The sequence below is a fragment of the Paractinoplanes rishiriensis genome (assembly GCF_016862375.1).
Classification (GTDB): domain Bacteria; phylum Actinomycetota; class Actinomycetes; order Mycobacteriales; family Micromonosporaceae; genus Actinoplanes; species Actinoplanes rishiriensis.
This window is the reverse complement of record NZ_BOMV01000048.1, coordinates 107147-128759: the sequence shown is the minus strand read 5'-3', so window position 1 is coordinate 128759 and position 21613 is coordinate 107147. Positions and strand designations below refer to the sequence as shown.

The following is a 21613-nucleotide window of genomic DNA, read 5'->3' as shown; positions in this document are numbered from 1 at the left end:
GGAAACCCGTACTGCGTACCCGGCGAGGGATTCGAACCCCCAACCTTCCGACCCTGAATCGGAAATGGAGGCGCCATTCAGCGGCACCATTGCGGGAATTAAAAAGCCGCCCGGTCCTCGGCTCGAGGTGGACGGCGTAGACGCGGACGCTGCGTTCTACCCACTCCACCGCACGAACTCGCTGCCACCCTCGCCGCCGCGAAGGGGCAGCTCAGACGGCAGGCAGGGCAGGGAGAGTGCCGAGTATGAGCAAACGCGATGCGACTTCATTTCCGGACTCCCCTCAAATACTCGGTGCGGTGTTGGACTTCTAGGATCGTCGACTCCGCGGCCCTCGTCAACGCTTTTATGCGGCAGTTATTGGGTGCGCCCGCCGACTTTCTCGCCGAGTGCCCGATACAGCTCGGCGAAATCGCCGCCGACGTGCTTTGCGGCGGTGAGGGTGTTCATGTCGGCCAGCACGTCGGTGATCCGGGCGATGGCGTTGCGGATCGTCTCGTACAGGTCGAGTTCCTCGCGGATGCCCTGCAGGTTCTCCTGACCGACCGCCCGCATCGCCTGGTCGAGTTCGACCCGCTTGTCCTCCCAGTAGCGCACGTACTCGAGCCGGCCGATCGGGTCGAAGATGTTGGCGTCCGGCAGCACGATCGGGAACACGGACTGGCGGAAGTCCTCGCGGTCGGCGACCTCGGTCAGCTCGAACATGCAATTTTTCGAGCGCAGGTACGCGTCGTCGAGCAGCACGATGACCGCCTTGCCCGCGCCGAGGCGCCGCATGAACTGCTGGATCGGATCGCGATAGCGCAACTCGTCCCGGTCGCGGGTGACCACCAGCCCGCGCGCGGCCAGCTTGCCCTGCATCTCGTCGACCATGTCGTCGGCGTCCCCGCCCCACTTGTACGAGACGAACACCTCGCCCGGCCCGGACGCCCGCCGCGACGTGCCGCCGTCGTCCGGCTGCCACAGCTCACTGAGCAGGCCGGACGCGTCGACCAGCTGATGACTCGTACGGCATTGGATGGGGTGTCCGGCCCTGGCGAAGTCGACCAGCTCGCGCATGCTGAACATGGTCGGTTCCTCGGCCGCCACGCAGGCCTCGCAGTTGCACGGGCGCAACCGCTCGACCTTGAGGTCCGGATAGGACTTGTGGATCATGTTGAGGGCCCGGTCGACGACCGAGAGCATCACCCGGGAGTTGCGGGCGGCCAACCGGATCTGCAGCCGGCGCCGGCGGTAGTCCTCGATCACCTCGGCACGGCCGGTCTCGTACTGGAAGACCACGCCGGTGTGCCAGACCGCCTCGTCCTCGATCAGGTCGTGCAGCTCGACGATCAGCCGGTGCACGATCCCCTTGGGCATCACGTCGTACAGGTAGCGCAGGGTCAGGTCGCTCGGCTCGTCCCACGGATAGGTCGGGCGCACCTTGGACAGCAGCTGCGGCGCCACGTACCGGTCGGTGGCCCGGACCCGGAAGCACAGCGAGAACTTCGCCATCAGCCGCACCAGCTCGTCGCGGACCGGCTCGTAGATCGGCTCGTGCCAGATCCGGCGCAGGTCGTCGGCGTCGAACACGCCCCGGTTGGCCATGATCTGCGGGTCGTCGAGCACCCGGTAGACCGCGCCGGTGCCCCACTCCGGCTGCAGCACCACGGTGCGGCTCAGCAGCGGGTCCTCCTGGAAGTACAGGCAGATCCCGAGGTCGTGCAGGAAGCCGCCGAGCTGCTTCATGTCGGTCTGCCGGGTGAACCCGTGGTCCTCGCAGATCCGGAAGAACTCGGTCTCGGTGATGTACTCCCGGTCGTCCGCCTCCAGCGCCATGCGTACGTCCTGCCATGTTTTGGGCAGTGCCGTGCCGATGTGCGGGAGCAGCTCGAGTTCCCGGCGCACCCGGGCGATGGTCGGGCCCAGCCCACTGTTGTCGGACAGGTCTACGCTCAGCGTCGCGACCAGGTTCGGGTATTCCTGGCGCAGGGTCCGCACGTCCAGCTCCTGCATGCGGCCCTGCTTGCGGTTCTGCACGATGATCAGCGGGCTGCCGTCGCTGAGCAGGTTGACCACCTCGAGCCAGTACCGGAAGTCGGTGTCCTCCTTGCGCTCGTCCGAGACCAGGACGTAGACGGACCGTTTGGTCAGGAAGAACTGGTGTGTGGAGTGATAGATCTCCTGCCCGCCGAAATCCCAGATGTTGACCCGGAAGTCCCGTTCGAGCACGCGCTCGCCGTCGGCCTCGGCGATCCGGACCGCGGAGGCAAAACGCCAGGAGAGTACGGCGATGCCCTGCGTCGATCCTTCACCCACGTTGAGCGGGTACGACGGATGCAGGATCTTCTTGGCCAGCGTGGTCTTGCCGGCACCGGCCTCACCGACGATCAGCAGCTTGGCCTCGGACAGGTAGTCCATGCCGGAGGCCCGTTCCTGCGTCCAGTAGCTCTTGATCGCATCCAGCCCCCGGGCGGTGACCTCGGGCGGCGGCACGGTCAGCTCCGGCCGGGTCTCGTCGACCCGCAGGTCAGTCAACGCGGTCAGCTTCAGGATCTCGGCCGGTATCCGCTGGATCGGGCAGCCCCACAGATCGAGCGACGCGAGCCGCTCCAACTGCCACACCTCGTCCGGGATCTCCCGCAGCGGGTTGTAACTGAGATCGAGCTCGGCCAGCCGCTGCGCCCGCCCGAGCGTCTCCGGCAACCGCGGCAGCCGGTTGTGGCTCAGGTCGAGCGCCACCAGTGCGGGCAGCTCGAACAGCCAATCGGGCACCTCCTCGGGCAGCACCGCGGACAACCGCAGATTGCTCAGATGGCGCAACCGGCGAATCGGCTCCGGCACCCGGCCCAGCGGACAGTCCACGATCCCGAACATCCGCAGCCGCGGCAGCCCCGCGATCAACTCGTCCAGGTGCCGGTCCACCTCCGCGAGGTTGGCCCAGGTCGCCGACGGCATCCCCCGCGGCGTCTCCACCACCAGCTCGGTCAGGCTCAGCCGGCGCTCACCGATCAACCGGCCCAGGTGCGCGATGGCCGGGGCGTCGTCACCGGGCCCGATGGCCGCGCCGTACACCCGGCCCGGGTCGATCAGCCGGCGGAACGCGTACAGCTTGCCGGCGTCCAGCGCCCACCGCACCCAGGGCATCGGCGGCATCTCCTGCAGCGGGCACCCACGCGCGTCGATCGTCTCCACCGGCAGCTCGGCCAGCCAGCCCGGCAGCGCGGTGAGGCCGCTGCCGCCCAGCCGCAACGTACGCAGCCCGGTCAGTTGGCGAACGGCGGCGGGTAGTTCGCGGGGCGCACCATAGTGGTAACTGCGGCCGAGATCGAGCGTGTCCGATCGGCCGTCGGCGACGGCCTGGATATCCTGCTCGAATCGGGACGAGGACGCCCAGTCATCTACCACCCACCGACCGTACCGGTGACTGTCCACATGCATCGGCCGCCCTCATCCACTTGTCGTTGCTTGACAGTCGGCGTGATTTGCCCGATTGGCCGACATCGCGGGGTTGCGGGGGACGAGTGTCCGGGCGTTCAGTACCGGAGACCAGGCCCTTCCCGGCCCGGCGACCCCCCGTCCGTCCACCACAGGACGTACCGAAGGAGCCGAACGAGGGTGCTCTGGGAATCGCTCCGGTTCTGTTGCGAACCGAGATCGAAAAGGCGGCCGGAAAGATCGGCAGCAGAGGGAAAAGTCCTGGTCGGGACGGCAGGAAGCGTGCCCGGCCAGCGAAGTGATCAGCGCCACCAAAGATCGACGGCGGTCAACGGAGACGTCCTAATCGCTAACTGCCGAAACTTTACGGGCTGTCGTCGGAACGCTCTCTTGTGGAATGCTGCTTTTCAGAACTTGACAGTTTCTGGCACGGAGTGGCGAGGGCGGGCAATCCGCTCCTCGCAACCGCTGACGAGCGGTGGTCCGGCGTGGCGGGCGGGCGTACTTATGGGGAGCGTGACAGGTGCCGCATGAAGATCTCGTTGCGCAGTTACGCATTCTCTGGCGGGCCGCCGGTCAACCGTCGTACCGCCGGATCAGCGGTGAAATCCGCGATCGGGACGAGATGACCGAGAAGGTCAGCCACGAAACGGTGAACGGTCTGCTGAGCGGCACCGCCACCCCGAAATGGAGCAAGGTGGAGCCGGTGGTCCGGGTGCTGGCCGAGATGGCCGCGCACCGTCCCGACCCGCAGGCCGAGGTGCAGCGCTTCCTCGCCCTGTGGAACGAGAGCCGGGCCAGCGCGCCGCCGAGCCCGGTCGCCACTGTCGAGCCCGAGACACCGCACCCGACGGAACTGCCGAACGGTTCGGTGCCGCCCCGCAAACCCGGCTTCACCGGCCGCGAGGACCTGCTCGAACGCATGAAGTCCGCGCCGGAGTCCGACTCGGAGTCCGACTCCGAGTCCTGGCGGCCGATGATCCTGCACGGCCTCAGCGGTGTCGGCAAGACGAGCCTGGCCGCCGAGTTCGTGCACCGCGAGGGTCACCACTACGACGTGGTCTGGTGGATCGTCGCCGAGCAGGTGGCGCGGACCCGCTCGGCGCTGGCGGCGCTGGCCGACCGCCTGTCCGAGACGGTCGAGATCAGCCAGTCCGACATCGGGCAGACCGTGCTCAACCTCCTCGGTGCGCTGGAGAGCGCCTCGTTCAGCTGGCTGCTGGTCTACGACAACGCGATCGGGCCGGAGCAGATCCGCGAACTCCTGCCGACCGCCGGCCGGGGCACCGTGATCGTGACGACCCGCGACGGCAGCTGGAACGAGTACGGCCGCACCGTGCCGGTCGGCGTCCTGCCCCGGCAGGACAGCATCGCCCTGCTGCAACGCAACAGCCGGATCAGCTTCGACGACGCCGACCTGCTCGCCGACCGGCTGGGCGACCTGCCGCTGGCGCTCGAGCAGGCGTCCGCGATGCGAGCGGCCACCAACGTCTCGGTGCCGGAATACCTGCGACGGCTCGACCGCCAGGCCACCGCGGTGCTGAGCCAGGGTCAGGCACGGGACTACCCGGAGACCGTGGCCGGCGCCTTCGGCCTCGCGTTCGACGAGGTGAAACGGGTCTCGGCGGGTGCGGGCCAGCTGCTCGCGATGCTGTCCTGCCTGAGCGCCGAGCCGGTTTCGCCGGCCCTACTGCGTACCGCGGCGGAGCACTCCATCCCGCCGCCGCTGGGCCGGGTGCTCGCCCAGGACGCCCAGCTGGAGGCGGCGCTGCAGCTGCTCGAGCGGTACGGCCTGCTCACCGCGGCCGACGGCGGCCAGAAGGTGCAGGTACACCGGCTGGTCCAGCTGGTCGTCCGCGACTCGCTGCTCGGCCCGGACCGGCAGCTCGCCTACGACAACGCCCGCCGGCTGCTGGTCGCCGCCAACCCGCACGACCCCGACGATCCGCTGACCTGGGAGATGCACGCCCAGATCGGCCAGCACATCGGTCCGACCGGCCTGGTGGAGAACGCGGCTCGGCCGATGCGCCGGGTCGTGCTCGACCAGATCCGGTACCTGTACCTGCTCGGCGACTTCGACGGCAGCCTGCGGCTGACCGCGGAGGCCCGGCGCGCGTGGGCCGGCCCCGGCGATGTCTGGGACGACGACGAGACCTTCGCCTGCATCGACCGGTACGCGCTCAACCTGGTCGCTCTCGGTCGCTACGCCGAGGCCGAACGGCTCTACGACATGGCCTGGACCCGGCTCAACAACCACGAGAGGTTCGGCGCCAACAACGACCGGACCGCCCGGACCGCGAACGGCGTGGCCATGGTGAGCCGGATTCTCGGCAGCTACGGCAAGGCCGCCAACCTGGAGCGCTACCGCATCGAGTACTACCAGCGGACCCGCGGCGCGAACAACGTCGAGCTGCTGCGCGCCCGGAGCAACATGGCCCTGTGCCACCGCGCGATCGGCGAGTTCGACAAGGCTCGGGAGATCGACGAGGACCTGGTACGCCTCTGGCGGCAGGCGCACGGCGAGAACGACTACCGCACCCACTTCGCCATCTCCAACCTGGCCCGCGACCTGTTCGGCCTCGGCAAGTACGAGCAGGTGCTGCAGCTGCAGGAGGACATGCTCCCGGCGATGCGCGACCAGCTGGGCGAGCGGCACCCGAGCGTGATGCTGGCCGCGCGGACGACCGCGATCGCGCTGCGTAAGGCCGGCCGGATCGCCGAGGCCCTGAAGGCCAGCCAGCAGCATCACCTGATCTGCCAGGGCGAGTGGGGCTCCGAGAACGGCAACACCCTGGCCGCCGCGATGTCGTACGCGAACGCGGTCCGGGTTGCGGTGGCCGCCCGGCTGCCCGATGCACCTCTGCTCACGTACACCACCAGCCTGCGCACGGTGAACACCTATCGCGCCCGGTTCGGTGAGACCAACCCGGTGGCCCTGGCCGCCGCGGTCAACCACGCGATCATCCTGCGGATGATGGGCGAGCGGAACACCGCCCGCCGCACCTGCGAGTCCGCGTACCGGCAGCTGCTGGACGGGGTCGGCGTCAGCCACCCGTACGTGCACGCCGCGGCGGTCGGGCTCGCGAACGACCTGGTGGTGAACAACGACGTCGAGGGGGCCGCCCGGCTGCTGCGCACCACGCTGGAGAACGCCCGCGCGGCCAAGCGCGACCAGCACCCCGACATGCTCATCTGCGCGATCAACCTGGGGATCATCACCCGGGAGCAGGACCCGCAGGGCGCCAACGCGCTCCTCGAGCCCGCTCTCAACGCTCTGCGTACGGCGCTGGGCCCGGAGCATCCGCAGGTGCGGGCGGCGGCGCGGGGGGAACGTGGGGAGTGCGACATCGAGCCGCCGCCGTTCTAGCATGGACCGCCGCCCGTAAGCTCTAATCGGACGCCGACGGCCAGAGAGGGACATCATGCCCACCGAACGTTCCTCGGTGCTGCCCCTGGTCACCGGGGCATCCGAGTGGCCGTTCCGGGGGCTCGACGTCCCGGCCGGGCACACGCCGGTCCCTTTCCGGGACGTGGTGCTGAAGGTCCATCAGCGCTGCAATCTGGCCTGTGACTACTGCTACGTGTACGAGATGGCCGACCAGTCCTGGCGCACCAAGCCGGTGTTCATGGCGGAGCCGGTCTGGCGGGCGGCCGCCGACCGGATGGGCGCGTTCGCCCGCACGCATCGGCTCGACCGGATGCGGCTCGTGCTACACGGTGGGGAGCCGCTGCTCACCGGGATGGACCGGCTGGCGACCCTGATCACCGGCTTCCGGACCGCCTGCGACGGTGTCGATCTGCGGGTCCAGATGCAGACGAACGGCGTACTGCTCGACCGGGCCACCCTGGACGCGCTGCGGGACCACCGGGTCGAGATCGGCGTAAGCCTGGACGGCGCCCGGGCCGATCACGACCGGCGGCGACGCCACGCCAACGGGCGGGGCAGCTTCGACGCCGTGGACCGCGCGCTGCGTCTGCTCGCCGGCGAGGAACACCGCGACTCGTTCGCCGGGTTGCTGTGCACGATCGACCCGGCGACCGATCCGATTGCCACCTACGAGGCGCTGCTCGACTACCGGCCGCCGACACTTGACCTTCTGTTGCCGCACGCCAACTGGCAGACACCGCCGGCCCGCCCGCCGGGCGCCGGGCCCACCCCGTACGCCGATTGGTTGATCGCCGTTTTTGATCGGTGGTATCGGGCGCCGCGGCAGGAGGTCGGCATCCGCCTGTTCGAGGACGTGCTGGCGCTCCTCCTCGGCGGCACGAGCCGGTCCGAACAGGTCGGTCTCAGCCCGGTCGCGGTCGTCGTGGTCGAGACGGACGGCGCGATCGAGCAGGTCGACTCGCTCAAGTCGGCCTTCCCGGGCGCCTGCGACACCGGACTGAACGTGCTGACCGACTCCTTCGACGCGGCGCTCGACCACCCGGGTATCGTGGCTCGCCAGATCGGTCTGGCCGCGCTCGGCGACACCTGCCGCGCTTGCCCGTCACGTGAGATTTGTGGCGGCGGTCACTACGCGCACAGGTACCGAGCCGGACGCGGGTTCCGAAACCCTTCCGTCTACTGTGCTGACATGCTCGAGCTGATTCGGCACATCCGGACGTGTGTCATCGCCGACCTGGAACGGCTTCCCACGCACGATCCGGCGTGAACGACTACCACCGCCTGACCTCGGATCAGCTCGCGGCACTGGCCGGCGGCGCCGGTGACGTATCGGCGATCGCCGAGCTGAATGCCAGCCGGGTCAGCATTCACCTGCTGCTTCTCGTCCACATCGTCAGAAGCTGGCTCGGCGAGCCGGCGGAGCGCGACACCGCGGTGGCCGTGCTGGCCGCCTGCCAGGACGCCGACCCGGACCGGATCGCGCGGCTGATCGGCGACCCGATGGTCGGCGCGTGGCTGAGCCGGACAAGCCGGGAGAAATCTCGTCCGGGGGAATTCCTCCAGCTGGGCAACCTCGCCGCGGCCGCCGCCGTGGAGTCCGGTCGCGGCTGCCGGGTGACCGGCTGGGCGCACCGGGGCCGGATGGTGCTGCCCACCCTGGGTACGGCCGTTCTCGACGACGAGGCGTCCGGGCCGGTCCGCATCGACACCTCGGGCGGCCTCACGGTGACGAGTGCCTCGGGTGTCGCCACCGCCCTCGTCGAGGGCGTCACGTGGTGGCCGCTGCGCCGGTTGCGCGCCCGGCACGGCGGACAGGAGTGTTCGGTACGCCTTGAGGACGCGAGTCCGTATCGCGACGGCTACCACGCGCCCCCCAGCGAGCGGCTCGACGACGCCGAGGCCGCCTACTGGCAGGAACAGTTCGACCGCGCCTGGCAGCTGATCTGCCGGTACCTGCCGGAACGCGCCACCGAGATCGCGCTCGGGTTACGGGCCGTGGTGCCGCTTGCCGACATGCGCGACCGGTCGTCACGCAGCGCGACAGCCCGCGAGTCGGTCGGCGCCATGGGGGTGAGCCGGCCGGCCTCAGCCGAGGACTTCGCCGTCACGATCGTGCACGAGTTCGCCCACTCCAAGCTGAGCGCGGTGATCGACGTCGAGCCGCTCTACCGGCCGGGCGGTACCGAACGGCACCACGCTCCTTGGAAGAAGGACAAACGACCCACCTCGGGGCTCTTCCAAGGAGTCTTCGCCTTCCTGCACGTCGCCGAGGCGTGGCGGCGCCTCGCCGCCGAGCCCGACTTGGCCGAGGTGGCGTGCGCCCAGTTCACTGAACTGCGCGAGCAGGTAAGCGTCGCCTACCGGTCACTGGCGGCTTCACGAGAGCTGACCGTGGCCGGCGCCGAGTTCGTGGAGGTCCTGGGTACCTCATTGCGACGGCTTCTCGACGCGCCGGTCACCCCCGGGCGCGCCGGGCCCTGCTGATCGTTACCCAAGCGGCAACACCAGAAGCAAAACGTGCGTCATCCTTGTGATCTAGCACGTCGGCCTCTTCGTAGCTGTGTACATCGAGCGTCCCGGATTCCCAGAGCCGGAACGCCTTTCATACGACCTCGTTGTCCGGTCGCCTGCACGGGCGATCGCCGAGCTCGGAAAGGATCATCGTGTCATCTTCCGACCGTCCCCTCGACGATGAGGTGACCGCACTCCCGCGACTACTTGACGTCCCGCTGGAAAACCTTATCGACCGTAAAGACACCGCGTTCGACAGGGCGGTTGAGCGGGTCCGGCAAGAGGCGTCGTACGGGGCACAGAACTACGCGGCGCACAGCAGCAGTCCCGTTATGGATCCGACCGAAACACCGGATCAGGCGAGGGGTGGGAAAGAGCTGAACGTCAAAGTATCGTGGGGTTCGGAGTCGGACGGGTCGCCACGCTGATGCGATGCCGCCAGGTCTCCGGGCGGCGGTTGCGTCGCAGTCGGGAGGCACATCGCGCCGGCATTCGCCGAGGTCGCCGAGGTTGTCGGGTGTTGAGCCGCTGGTCGCCGCAAAGGCAGTGGAGGCAGCATGTCCGAAAACGTTCCACCGTCGCCGGAATCGAACGACTCCCCACGGCTTCTCAACGTTTCCGCCGAATCTTTACAAGAGTTACTGAATAACAGCGGCGACGTCCTCGGGAATTCTGTACGCCGCGTGACCGAAGAAGCAGCGAAGGACGAGAAATACGCAGCGTTCGGCAACGCGCCCTGATTTCTGGCTGGTCACCCCGGGCCTGACCGATCGGCCGCCTACCTCGGTAACGCTGGGTAGGCGGCTTCACGGTGACGCCCTGCACCGCCGGCACGGGCCGGCACGCGGAGGTCGTCCGCCTCAGCGGTCACCACGCCCGTCGGTCGCCCCTCGCGGCGCGCCGTTTCCGCCGCCCCGGCCCTGATGGATGCCGGTGCCGATGAGGGCTGCGAGGAGGGCTCCCGTTCCGGCGAGGATCGCGCCGATGTCGGTGCCGCTGAGCCCGAACGCGGTGCCCGCGACCACCACGAGGACCACGAAACCGAGGGTGATCACCAAGGTGACCACCTGCCTCTTGTGGTCGTTCCCTTGGCTCGGGTCATCCTGTTTCGATACCGTGCCCATATTCCGTCCGTATCTTGTCGACTGGTCTTCTGCGGGCCTTGTCATGGATTCGTGCGGACAGGGAGCGACCTCCTGGCCGGGGGGTCGCTCCCGTCCATCGGGAGCTGGCGCGCCAAAGCGTCGCGGTCAACCTCAGCGGCGGATCACACCGCTGGACGCCTCAACCAATTATCCAATATGGATCATGAGGCAGGAACCCCGCGAAGCGCACATGCTCGTCCGCGACCCGCATATGCGCAGGTGGGGACGGCTTCGCGAGAGGGCAGCCTGGCGGCTTCCGCATTCCTGGAAGTCGGCAGCGCTTGAGCGATGGAACGGGTCCGTAGCGTCGTTACGGACCCGTGAAGCGGGCGCGATGAGGTCCCGCAGGCCGGATCAGCCTGCGGGAACGTCGCGAACGGCCGTCAGGTGGGCGGCGGCTCGATGTCGCACTCGGCGCGCCGGCCCATCCGGGCGTCGAGGGTCTCGGGGTGAGTGGCACCGAGCAGTTCGCCCAGCGCCTCGACCGCCGTGGCCAGGTCTTCCTCGCCCTCCGCGGCCTCGCCGACCTCGATCCGGTCGAAGGCGGCGTTTACCGCGCACAGCAGCGTGTAGGGGTGGTCCGGACCGCGCGACTGCTGGGAGATGCCCAACGTCTCGCTCGACCAGCGGTAGGCGCCCTGGACATCGCCGACGAGGGCCAGGTCGTTGGCCAGCCCGCTCGCCGCGCACAGCGTGTAACCGTGGTTGACACCCAGGATGTCGGCCATGGCCTCGTACGCGTCCCTGTCGAGCTTTTGCGCCTCGGCCAGGTTTTTCATGCTGCGCTGGATCACCGCGGCGTTGACCTGCGCCACCAGGGTCAGTGGGTGCCGGTCGCCGAAGGTCCGGCGGTATCGGGCCAGCGCGTCCATCGCCAGGCCGCGGGCCTCGCTCAGGCTGCCGGCGACACGCAACGTGTTGGCGTACGTCATCGTCGCGGCCAGCGCGTGCTGGTGTGCCTCGCCGTACCGGGCCACGCAGTCGCGGTAGTTGTCCCGCGCGACCTGGAGGGCTTCGTCGTACTTACCGGTCTTGCGGAGCGCCATGGCGAAGGTGCGGGTCGCGAGCAGGACCTCCGGGTGCCGGTCGGTCATCGTCCGGCGGTACGTCGGCAGAGTGCGCCGCTGCAGCGCCAGTGCCTCGTCGTACTTGCCCAGGCCGTAAAGGTCGCGCACGAGGTTGGACTGGGCGAACAGCAGCGGACGGGCCTGCTCGGTCAGCGTCTCGTCGAGCCGCTGGACGATCTCCTCGTCGATCTCGAAGGCGCCCTGGAAGTCGCTGAGCATGCGCAGGTTGACCGCGAGGTTGCCCCGGTTACGCAGCGTCTGGACGTCCTCGGCGCCGAAGACCTCCACGTACAGCTCGACGTTCTCGCGTTCGAGTTCGAGCGCCTTCTGGAACTCGCCCGCCACCCGCAGCGCCGCCGAGACGGTGGCCGCGGTCCAGAGCGTGTGCTCGTGGTCCGGTCCGAAGTCCGGATTGTTGCGGAGCCGGTCCAGGGTCGATTCCGCCAGCTCCCGCGCCCGGTCGTTGATGCCCAGGGAGAGCAGCGTGGTGCTCAGGTGCCGGGTCGCGAGCAGCGTCAGCTCGCCGTCCGGGCCGAGATCGGGCTGGTCGGCCCGTTCGCGCCAGGCCTTGACCGCGGCCTCGCCCAACCGGCGGGAACCCTCGTTGTCACCGATGATCCAGAGGTACCGGATCTGGTCGAGGGCGATGCGGCGGCTGTCCTCCTCGGCCGCGTAGATCAGGCCCGACGGGTTGACGTGCGGGGCGATCTCGGCGTGCAGCTCGAGGGTGCTGTCGACGTTCGGGTCACCGGGGTTGGCCGCACCGAGCAGCCGGTGGACGTTCGTCCGGGCCCGGTTGAGCCGCTCGCCGTCGAGGACGTCGCGCAGCGCCACCTGCAGCAGGCGGTGCACCTGGATCCGGTTTTCGACGTCGACCTTGGCGAGTCCGAATTTTCGCAGGTCACGAGCCATCCGGTCGAGCCTGGTCGAGTCACGCAGGGCACGGCCGAGCGGTGGGGCGATGTCACCGAGCCGGCCCCGGCGCAGCAGGCCGACGGAGACCGGCTCGGCACCGAACACCGCAAACATCTCGAGCAGCTGGGCGAGCGCCGGCGAGTCCCGTTGCAGCCGCTCCAGCGCCAGCTTGACCAGCGCGGCGATGCTGACCGGGTAGTTGATGTCGCGTCCGCGCGCGACCAGCTCACCGTGGTGCTGGTCGAACAGGTCGAGGTATTCGGTGATGGTCATCCCGGTGGCGGTCTGCCAGGACGCCGCCTGGTCGAGGGCCAGCGGCAGGTCGCCGAGCTTTTCGGCCAGCCGGTCGGCGTCCGCATCGGTGATGTCGGTGCCCCGGCGCTGAACCAGCTCGATGCTCTCCGGCCGGTCGAAGACGTCGACCTTGACCGCGTCCCAGACGTCGAGCCACGCCGGGTTCCGCGACGTCAGGATCACGTGCCCGCCCGACGACGGGATCAGGTGTGCCAGCTCGTTCGGGTCGTTCGCGTTGTCGAAGACCAGCAGCCAGCGCAGGTCGGTGCGGGCCAGCGCCTCGATCACCAGCGAGGCCGCCTGGGTGAACTCCTGGGTGCCCGGGATGCGCAGTTTCTGGCCGAGTTCGGCCAGTGACTGCAGCACCAGCGTCTGTTGCTCCGCCGGGATCCACCAGACCAGGTCGTAGCGCTCACCGAACCGGTACGCGAACTCGACGGCCAGCTGGGTCTTGCCGACCCCGCCCGAGCCGTGCAGCGCGTGCGGCAGCACCGACGCCTTGGATTTGGCCTCCAGGGAGCGCTGCAGGTTGAGCAGAAGGCTCTCTCGGCCGGTGAAGTCCGGGTTGCGCGGTGGGACGTTGCCCCAGATGCGCCCGGAGTCCGACTGCTCCACCGCAGCGGTGGCGGAGCCGGAAATCGTGCTGAGGGGTGACACCAAGTCCTCGCTCCGCGAATCTATGTCCGTTTTATGGCCTTTAGTAGGATAACCTTCTGCGGTTGCGGACAGGGCGGGATCGGGACTTCGACTCGCGGGACTTGTTTCGGCGTACAGCTGCCGGACCCGTTCCTCGCTCATGCCGGCCTCACGCCCGGCCGCGTCGGCCCAGCGCCCGAGGCCTACCGCGTCCAGCCGCCCGACCTCGTGCGAGAGGCGCGTCGCATAGGCCACCAGCGGGGGCACGCCGGTGAACGGCGGGTCCAGCGAGGCGATCTTGTCAACGACGACCCGGCCGTCGGTCCAGTCGAACGCCGCTGGGAGTGGCAGGAACGGGAAGATGTCGCGCGCGACGGCTGCCAACTGGGCTGCTGGAACTGCGGCCAACAGGCGCGCCAAAGCGTCGCGGCCGGCCTCAGCGGATACTCGCGCCGAGTCTTTCACCCGATGAGTATCCAATTTGGATCATGATTGAGGGAACCCCTGAAAGGCTCTCCTTTTTGTCCAGGTCGGTGACTACTCGGCGGTACAACGGGTCGGGTACCCGAAAGGATGCGCCTGACCTGGCCTTTCGCGTAACCCGTCCAATTCTCTACTGTGGACAATCTGACAGCCGCCGGCCGGGGCCCGCTCGTGGCAGGCTCCGGCCGGCGTGACCCCCCCCCGGCCGGTCAGCCGCAGATCTCCGCGCCGTTCACGCGGTTGGGAACACCGGTGTCGTTCCCGGTATCGATCGCGCCCGTCCCGCACGATCGGGTGTTCGGGGTGTAGACCTGCCGGGACCACTGGCTCACCGCGCCCGAGTTGGGCCGCCCGTTGTCCTGGTACGAGATCGCCCCGCCGTCGGCGCCCGCGGGCCGCCGGACGCGAGCCATGTTCGTGCACGGGTCGCCCGAGCAGTCGGTGATCCGGCTCGTCACCCGGATCCACTGGGTGCGGCAGGTGCGGCTGTAGCGCATCTCGATCGAGCCGACGTCGTCGCCGGTACGGATGGTGATCATGCGGGCCGAGGACAGCGTGATGGCGTTCGCGGAGCAGCCGGTGGCCTGCGGGTCGGTGCCGTTGCAGCCGTTGCCGGAGCAGGTCGCGGCGCTGGCCGGGCCGGCCGTGGCGACGACGACGGTGGTGGCGGCGGCCCCGGCCATGGCGAGACAACTGAGCAGAGCGAGCGGTAGGCGGAACCACTTCATGGTGGTGTTCCCCTCACGAGTCGGCGGAACCCCCGTGGCTCCGCCGATGTAAACCTTGCGACGGATGTGTGGGCCGAACGCTTGACCATTTGTTAACTATCGATGGGTGAGGATGGATTTCCGGATTCTGGGCCCGCTTGACACCCTCGTGTGCGGTCAGGCGGCGCGCCGGCAGCAGCTCGCGGTGCTGGCCGTCCTCGTGGTCGACGCCGGGCGGGCGGTGCCGGTCGACACGCTGGTCGACCGGGTCTGGGACGGGCAGCCGCCGCCGCAGGCCCGCCGGACGCTGCACACGCACATCACCCGGATCCGGCGGTTGCTGGAGGCGGCGGCGGACGGTGCCGAACCGGTCCGGCTGCTGCGCGGGGCCGGCGGCTACCTGCTCGACACCGAGCCGGACACCGTCGACCTGCACCGGTTCCAGCGCCTCGTCGACCGGGCACGCCGGCTCGACCCGGACGATCCGGAGCGCGCAGTGCTGCTGCGTACGGCATTGGATCTGTGGTCTTCCGAACCTCTCGCCGGACTCACCGGAGCCTGGGCCGACCGGATGCGGGAAAGCTGGCGGCAGCAGTGGCTGGACGCCGTCGTGGACTGGGGACCGGCCGAGACCCGGGCCGGAAACCCGGGCGCGGTGATCGCCCGGCTGAGCGGGCTGGTCACCGAGTATCCGCTGGTGGAGCCGCTGGCAGCGGCCTTGATGCGGGCACAGTACGCGGCCGGGCGCGCGGCGGAGGCACTCGACCACTACACGACCGTCCGGCAGCAGCTGGCCGAGGAGCTGGGCACCGATCCGGGCACTGAGCTGCGGCAACTGCACCAGGCGATCCTCCGCGGCGACCTGGAGTCGCCGGCGAAGCCCCGGGCCGACGTGCCCGCCCAGCTGCCGGTAGGCGTGCGGGGGTTCACCGGCCGCACCGAGGCGCTGGCCGAGCTGAACGCGGTCCTGGCCGGCAGCACGCCACCCGCCGTGCCGATCTGCGTGGTGTCCGGCACCGCGGGCGTGGGCAAGACCGCGCTGGCCGTGCACTGGGCCCATCAGGTCGCCGCGCGTTTCCCGGACGGGCAGCTCTATCTGAACCTGCGCGGCTTCGACCCGGGCGGCTCGGCGATGCGGCCGGCCGAGGCGGTCCGCGCCTTCCTGGACGGCTGGCAGGTGCCGCCGCAGCGGATCCCGAGCTCGCCGGCCGCGCAGGAAAGCCTGTACCGCAGCATGTTCGCCGGCCGCCGGGTGCTGGTGGTGCTGGACAACGCCCGGGAGGCCGAGCAGGTCCGCCCGCTGCTGCCCGGCACGCCCGGCTGCCTGGTCGTGGTGACCAGCCGCGACCAGCTGTCCGGGCTGGTCGCCATCGAGGGCGCGCACCCGGTGCCGCTCGACCTGCTGCCGGCGGACGAGGCCCGGGAACTGCTCGCCGGCCGGCTGGGCACGACTCGCGCCGCGGCCGAGCCGGAAGCCGTGGACCGCATCGCCGCGTCCTGCGCGCGACTGCCGCTGGCCCTGGCGATCGTGGCGGCCCGCGCGGTCACCAACCCGGTCCGGTCGCTGGGCGTGCTCGCCGCGGACCTGGGTGGGCTCGACGCGTTCGACGGCGGCGAGCGGGTGGCCGACGTCCGCGCGGTGTTCTCCTGGTCGTACCGCATCCTCAGTCCCGCGGCCGGCCGGCTGTTCCGCCTGCTCGGGCTGCGGGCCGGCCCCGATCTCTCGCTCGCCGCCGCGGCCAGTCTGGCCGGCGTTCCGACGAGCGAGGTGCGGCCACTGCTGGTGGAGCTCACTCGCGCTCATCTCGTGGCTGAGCATTCCCAGGCCAGGTACGCGATGCACGACCTGCTGCGCGCCTATGCGACCGAGCTTTCGGGGTCGCTGGACGCCCCGGCCGACCGGCTCGCGGCGCAGCGCCGCGTACTCGGTCATCTCCTGCACTCGGCAAGCGCGGCCACCATGCTGCTCAATCGCCACCGGAATCAGATCGCGCTGGTGGCGGCCGACCCCGGCGTGACGGCGGAACGCTTCACGGACCACGCCGAAGCCCTGACCTGGTTCGTCGCCGAGCGCGCGGTGCTGCTCGCCGCGGTGGAACAGGCCGCCGCGATCGGGCTTCCCGTGCACTCCTGGCAGCTCGTCTGGGCGCTGGCCACCTTCATGGAACGCCAGGGCCACTGGCAGGAATGGTTCGCGGCACAGCAGATCGGTCTGGCGGCCGCCCGCGACGCGGACGACCGGACCGGCCAGGTGCACGGGCACCGGTTCCTGGCCACCGCGGCGATCCGGCTCGGCCGTCTCGACGAGGCCCGTACGCACCTGCGGCAGACCATCGCGCTGGCCGGTGAACTGGGCGCCGGCCCTCTCGCCGCGTTCGCGCACATGACGCTGGCGCACAGCTATGCCGAACAGGGCGAGTACGACACGGCGCTGGACAGCCTGGGCCAGGCGATCGCCCTGTACCGCGCCAACGGCCGCCGAGCCGGCGAGGCGGACGCCCTGAGCGCCGCCGCCTGGTGCCACATCCAGCGCGGCGAGCACGAGTCGGCGCTGACCATCTGCAAGCAGGCCCTGGTCCTGGACGAGGAGATCGGCAACCTGCCCGGCGCGGCCGCGACCTGGGACAGCCTCGGCTACGCCCGGCACCACCTGGGCGAATACCCGGATGCGATCGCCGACTACGGCCGGGCCATCGACCTCTACCGCCGGCTCGGCGACCGGCGCGGCGAGGCGGACACCCTGGACCGCCTTGGCGACACCCACGACGCGGCGGGCGACGCCAAGGCGGCCCGGGTGGCGTGGCAGGCGGCGGTGGACATCCTCGACGAACAGGACCAGCAGGGCGCCACCGACATCCACGTCAAGCTGAGGTCCAGCTTCTAGCAACAAGCCTCGTTGGCAATACGATGGGGAAGTGCAGAACCTCGACGACCTCGACGCCCTGGCCAGCCTCACCGACCGGGTGCGACGGCAGGCGTACCAGGTGGTCGCGGACGGCGCCGGACCGGTCGGGCGCGACCAGGTAGCCGAGACGCTCGGCGTCGGACGCACGCTCGCCGCGTTCCACCTGGACAAACTGGTGGCGGCGGGGCTGCTCGAGGTCTCGTACGCCCGAAGGTCCGGAAAGACCGGCCCCGGCGCCGGCCGGCCCGCCAAGCTCTACCAGGTCGCCGCGGCGGAGCACGCGGTGAGCGTGCCGCCGCGCGCCTATCGGTCGGCCGCCGAATTGCTCGCCGAGGCGATCGAGCAGGCCGGCGCCGAGGAGACCCTCTACAAGGTGGCGCGGCGGCACGGCCGCCGCACGCCGGCCTGCCCCGAGGTGACCGAGTTGCTGGCCGGGCGGGGCTACGCACCGGTGGCGGCCGGCCCCGACCGGATCGAGCTGCGCAACTGCCCGTTCCACCTGCTGGCGGAGCAGTTCCCGCCTCTGATCTGCGGCATGAACCTGGCCATGATCGCGGGCCTGCTGGACGGCGCCGGTCTGGACGACACCTGGGCCGCCCGGATCGAGGCGGCGTCGGGCCGCTGCTGCGTGACGCTCTCTAAAAAGTAATCCCATTGACAATAGACCGGAGGGCTGGTGAGCTGAGCCGATGAGCGACTTCCACCTGGCCCAGATGAACACCGCCCGCCTCCGAGCCCCGCTGGAAGACCCCTCGATGACCGATTTCGCCGAGGGCATCGCCCTGATGAACGCCCTGGCCGACCGCTCACCGGGCTTCGTCTGGCGCCTGACCGACGAAAACGGCGACGGCACGATCGCCGCACCCACCGACCCGAGCCGGATCTACACCCTGTCGGTCTGGGAATCCCCCGAACACCTGCGGGCGTACGCCTACCAGTCCGATCACCTCGATTACCTGCGGCGCCGGCGGGAATGGTTCGTCCCGCACGGCCACCACGCGTCGCTGGTCCTGTGGTGGATCCCGGCCGGCAGGCTGCCGACGCTGCGGCAGGCCATCTCCCGGCTGGGCCGCCTGGAGGCCGACGGCCCCACGCCGGAGGCGTTCCACCTGCGCGAGATCTTTCCGGCGCCGCAGCTCAGCCGGCGCTGATCAGGCGCCGTTTTCTTGCCGGCTTTCCTGCCCGCGTCGGTAGTCCTCGTTCTGCCGGAGGGCTTCTTCCAGTTGGTCCTCGAGGATGATGATCCGGCAGGCGGCTTCCAGCGCGGTGCCGCGCTCGACCATCTCCCGGGCCCTCGCGGCGAGGCGCAGCTGGTAACGGGAGTAGCGGCGGTGCCCGCCGCCCGATCGGAACGGGGTGATCAGTTTTGCCTCGTCGAGCCGGCGCAGGAAATCCTGCGAGGCGCCGGTGATTTCCGCGGCACGGCCCATCGTGTAGGCCGGATAGTCGTCGTCGCCAAACATGTCATCGGGTTGCGCCATACACATCTCTCCATGACGAGGGCCCCGGCGCAGAAGCGCCGGGGCCCAGGGCTACGGGTTAATACACCATCTACCGACAAGTTCGTCGGGTTGTCATATCCGCACCAGCCGCGATCGGCATGCGGTGCGAGGATCGCTTAAGCGTGACCGGAGACCACCTCTCGTTCGATGGAAACTGCGGTGACCGCCCAGGGCCGGAACTGCGTCCTGAAAGCGGGCGATCCAACGGTGTCTAGCCCTCCCTTTCCTCTGCTTCCAACATCTGTCGTGCTGTCGTGCTCTTGTACTGCGGTCTTGCAGTGCTGCGGTCTTGCGGTGCTGCCCGTCGGTGTCGAAGCCCCACGCAACTTCATGGCCTCGAACACGTGCGACAGGCCCCCTGCCAGGCAGGGTCTTAACCTCTCAGCGTGCCGAGCGAGCCCGCGACATGGGTCCGGGCCCTGCTTGACGCTCGGTCACTCTCGTCGGCGTCTCCACACGATCTCGTTGTCAACACCAGGAACATTAATCGGTCCTGGCGAGAAAGTCTAGTGACTTGGCCATAGATTTTCTCGGCCTGGTGCCGAGCTCCCGATTTCTTCGACTTGCATGTTCCATGCTCCTAGCGCAGCAGCGGAGGTGACACTGAGGAGATGGACTTCCGTCCAGTACCCGAGCGCGGCGTCCTGATCGACGAACCAGTGTCGGCAGAGGTCCCTGCGCCGGTGATGGAGATGACCCCTGGGGGCATGTCGCGAGTCGCTGCGGACCGCCTGGCCGCGTTGACCGAGGGCGGGGCACGAGCGGCGTGCGCGATGATCCACCTGGCTGAAGGCCGCAACATGCGACTGATCGGTGGGCACAACCTGCCGCCGGGCTTCGAGCCGATGCAGCAGGTGCCGATGTCGTCCACCTTGGCGGGACTGCTCCTGCGGACCGGCTTCCCCTTGGTGATCAGCGACGTGGAGGCCGACGACCGCGTCCCGCCCGACGCGCCGGTGCGAGCCGTGGGCATCCGCTCCTACGCGGGGTTTCCCGTACGCGACCCGGCCGGAGAGATCGTCGGCGTCTGCGCCGTCATGGACTACCAGACCCGGCACTGGCAACCCGACGAACTGACCGCCGTGGACAACGGCGCCCAGGCGTGTGCCGCGTTCGTCGCCGAACAACGCGCCCACGAAGCCGAACACCAGCAGCGCCGCTACCTGGACACGATGCTGGACAGCCTCGACACCGGCGTCGCCGCCTGCGCCGCCGACGAGCGGCTCGTGCTGGTCAACCGCTCCCTGCGCGAGCGCCTCAACCTGCCCGCGGAGGTGACCGACCTCGAGAAATGGGCCGCGTGGCTACCGATCACCACCCCGGACGGCAACCCGGTCGACCGAGCTCAAATGCCTCTCCGGCGAGCGCTGTACGGCACCGACGTTCGCCGTACCGAGTTCGCGCTGCACACCCGTGACGGCCGCCGCCTGGTGCGAGTCAACGCCCACCCGATCACCGACCGGCAGGGCGGACGCCTCGGCGCCGTCGCGGTCTTCCACGACATCACCGAGGCCCGCCACGCCGAACACCTCCAGCAGATGCTCAGCCGCGCCAAGGACGAATATCTCAACCTGGTCGGCCACGAACTCCGCACCCCGGTAACGATCATCGCCTCCTACCTCGAGCTGATGAGCGCCACCGAACCTGACGCCCCCGCCGCCGACCTGTTCCCGATGATCGACGCGGCCCGGCGCGGCAGCGAACGGCTGCGACGCCTGGTCGAGGCCCTACTGGACCTGTCCGCCCTCGACGCCGGCCGCACCGAGCTCACGGTCGCCGACATCGACCTGATCACCGTCGTCACCAGCGCCAGCTGTGCCGCCGAGGAACACGCCCGGGCCAAAGACATCAGGCTCACCCAGACCACCCCGGCTCGCATGCCCATGCAGGGTGACGCGCGCCGGCTCACCCAGCTGACGACCGAGCTTCTGGACAACGCGATCACCTACACCCCGCGGGGCGGTGCCGTCAGCGTGACCGTCTCCGGGAATGACACGACCGCCGTTGTCGACGTCACCGACACCGGGCTGGGAATACCGGAGCACGAACGCCCGCACGTGTTCGACCGCTTCTACCGCGGCGCCGTGGCCACCGACCTGGCCATTCCCGGCGCGGGCCTGGGACTGGCCATCGCGAAACTGATCGCCGAACGCCACCACGGCACCATCACGATCAGCCCGGCGGACGGTCGTCCCGGTACGACCATCCGTGTCGAATTACCTCGCAACCCGTCCCACCGCAGCTAGTCCGGTCCCGTCCGCTACTACGATGGCGCTATGCGAAGCTCTCTCGAACGCCACGGTGCATGCTTTTCGGGTGGCAGCGACCGGGGCGTGCGATGACCGTCGGCCCGCAGGCGACGTTCGTCGTCGAATACCCTTGTGATCAGTTTTGCCGCATCGAGGTGGAACTGGTCGGCGAGCGCGACGAGGTCACCCTGCGGCAGCTGCGGGAAAAGGCTGACGGGCTGCATCAGCGCGTGCACGAACCTGAGTCAGAACCAGCCGATGCGCCGGCCCCGGATCGAGACGCGGCGCGGCGACCCGCGGCCACCGTGTTTCGCGCTGCGCCTGGACGAGGTGTTGACCGGCGACGCTGATGTGACCGTCGGCCGCTGCAGATCTCCAACAGCTCGCCGGAAAT

14 protein-coding genes are annotated in these 21613 nt (G+C 69.5%); 9 read left to right on the top strand and 5 right to left on the bottom strand.

Annotation, left to right across the window (positions count from 1 at the left end; translation table 11 throughout):
• Positions 1-357: 357 nt before the first annotated feature.
• On the bottom strand, positions 358-3387 hold the full coding sequence (locus tag Ari01nite_RS20305) for a COR domain-containing protein (RefSeq protein ID WP_203782841.1): 3030 nt from the start codon (positions 3385-3387) through the stop codon (positions 358-360).
• Positions 3388-3940: 553 nt separating this feature from the next.
• Between Ari01nite_RS20305 and fxsT (Ari01nite_RS20300) the strand changes: the two genes are divergently transcribed.
• The 4 genes from fxsT (Ari01nite_RS20300) (at position 3941) to Ari01nite_RS20285 (ending at position 10056) form a co-directional block, all read left to right on the top strand.
• Positions 3941-6784: an FxSxx-COOH system tetratricopeptide repeat protein gene (gene fxsT / locus Ari01nite_RS20300; protein WP_203782840.1), complete on the top strand. Its 2844-nt coding sequence runs from the start codon at positions 3941-3943 to the stop codon at positions 6782-6784.
• 55 nt (positions 6785-6839) lie between these two features.
• Positions 6840-8072: an FxsB family cyclophane-forming radical SAM/SPASM peptide maturase gene (locus Ari01nite_RS20295; protein WP_203782839.1), complete on the top strand. Its 1233-nt coding sequence runs from the start codon at positions 6840-6842 to the stop codon at positions 8070-8072.
• Positions 8069-9289 carry an HEXXH motif domain-containing protein gene (locus Ari01nite_RS20290; RefSeq protein ID WP_203782838.1) on the top strand — a complete coding sequence of 407 codons (1221 nt, stop codon included), beginning with the start codon at positions 8069-8071 and terminating at the stop codon, positions 9287-9289. Before Ari01nite_RS20295 ends, Ari01nite_RS20290 begins: the two co-directional genes overlap by 4 nt.
• 584 nt (positions 9290-9873) lie before the next feature.
• Entirely contained in the window at positions 9874-10056 is a 183-nt protein-coding gene (locus tag Ari01nite_RS20285; protein ID WP_203782837.1) for a hypothetical protein, read from the top strand.
• A 120-nt stretch (positions 10057-10176) separates the two neighbouring features.
• Here the strand turns inward: Ari01nite_RS20285 and Ari01nite_RS20280 are convergent, their stop codons facing one another.
• The 3 genes from Ari01nite_RS20280 to Ari01nite_RS20270 form a co-directional block, all read right to left on the bottom strand.
• Entirely contained in the window at positions 10177-10440 is a 264-nt protein-coding gene (locus tag Ari01nite_RS20280) for a hypothetical protein (RefSeq protein WP_203782836.1), read from the bottom strand.
• A 404-nt stretch (positions 10441-10844) separates the two neighbouring features.
• Positions 10845-13838 carry an FxSxx-COOH system tetratricopeptide repeat protein gene (gene fxsT, locus Ari01nite_RS20275; RefSeq protein ID WP_369076771.1) on the bottom strand — a complete coding sequence of 998 codons (2994 nt, stop codon included), beginning with the start codon at positions 13836-13838 and terminating at the stop codon, positions 10845-10847.
• 227 nt (positions 13839-14065) lie between these two features.
• On the bottom strand, positions 14066-14584 hold the full coding sequence (locus Ari01nite_RS20270; protein WP_203782834.1) for a DUF2690 domain-containing protein: 519 nt from the start codon (positions 14582-14584) through the stop codon (positions 14066-14068).
• A 112-nt stretch (positions 14585-14696) separates the two neighbouring features.
• On the opposite strand from Ari01nite_RS20270, the gene Ari01nite_RS20265 reads away from it, so the two are divergent.
• Genes Ari01nite_RS20265 through Ari01nite_RS20255 form a run of 3 tightly spaced genes read left to right on the top strand, consistent with a single transcriptional unit; the run spans position 14697 to position 18619 of the window.
• Positions 14697-17447: an AfsR/SARP family transcriptional regulator gene (locus tag Ari01nite_RS20265; RefSeq protein ID WP_239162873.1), complete on the top strand. Its 2751-nt coding sequence runs from the start codon at positions 14697-14699 to the stop codon at positions 17445-17447.
• Positions 17448-17478: 31 nt separating this feature from the next.
• Complete coding sequence (locus Ari01nite_RS20260; RefSeq protein ID WP_203782832.1) at positions 17479-18117, top strand: helix-turn-helix transcriptional regulator; 639 nt, start codon at positions 17479-17481, stop codon at positions 18115-18117.
• Positions 18118-18157: 40 nt separating this feature from the next.
• On the top strand, positions 18158-18619 hold the full coding sequence (locus Ari01nite_RS20255) for a DUF3291 domain-containing protein (RefSeq protein WP_203782831.1): 462 nt from the start codon (positions 18158-18160) through the stop codon (positions 18617-18619).
• On the opposite strand, the gene Ari01nite_RS20250 is transcribed toward Ari01nite_RS20255, so the two are convergent.
• Positions 18620-18949, bottom strand: a complete 330-nt coding sequence (locus tag Ari01nite_RS20250) for a MerR family transcriptional regulator (RefSeq protein ID WP_203782830.1) — start codon at positions 18947-18949, stop codon at positions 18620-18622.
• 728 nt (positions 18950-19677) lie between these two features.
• Here Ari01nite_RS20250 and Ari01nite_RS20245 point away from each other — a divergent pair.
• Both Ari01nite_RS20245 and Ari01nite_RS20240 read left to right on the top strand, forming a co-directional pair.
• Positions 19678-21216 (top strand): ATP-binding protein, encoded by a 1539-nt coding sequence (locus Ari01nite_RS20245; protein ID WP_203782829.1) that lies wholly within the window; start codon positions 19678-19680, stop codon positions 21214-21216.
• Between the two features lie 92 nt (positions 21217-21308).
• Positions 21309-21569, top strand: a complete 261-nt coding sequence (locus Ari01nite_RS20240; RefSeq protein ID WP_203782828.1) for a hypothetical protein — start codon at positions 21309-21311, stop codon at positions 21567-21569.
• Positions 21570-21613 lie beyond the last annotated feature (44 nt).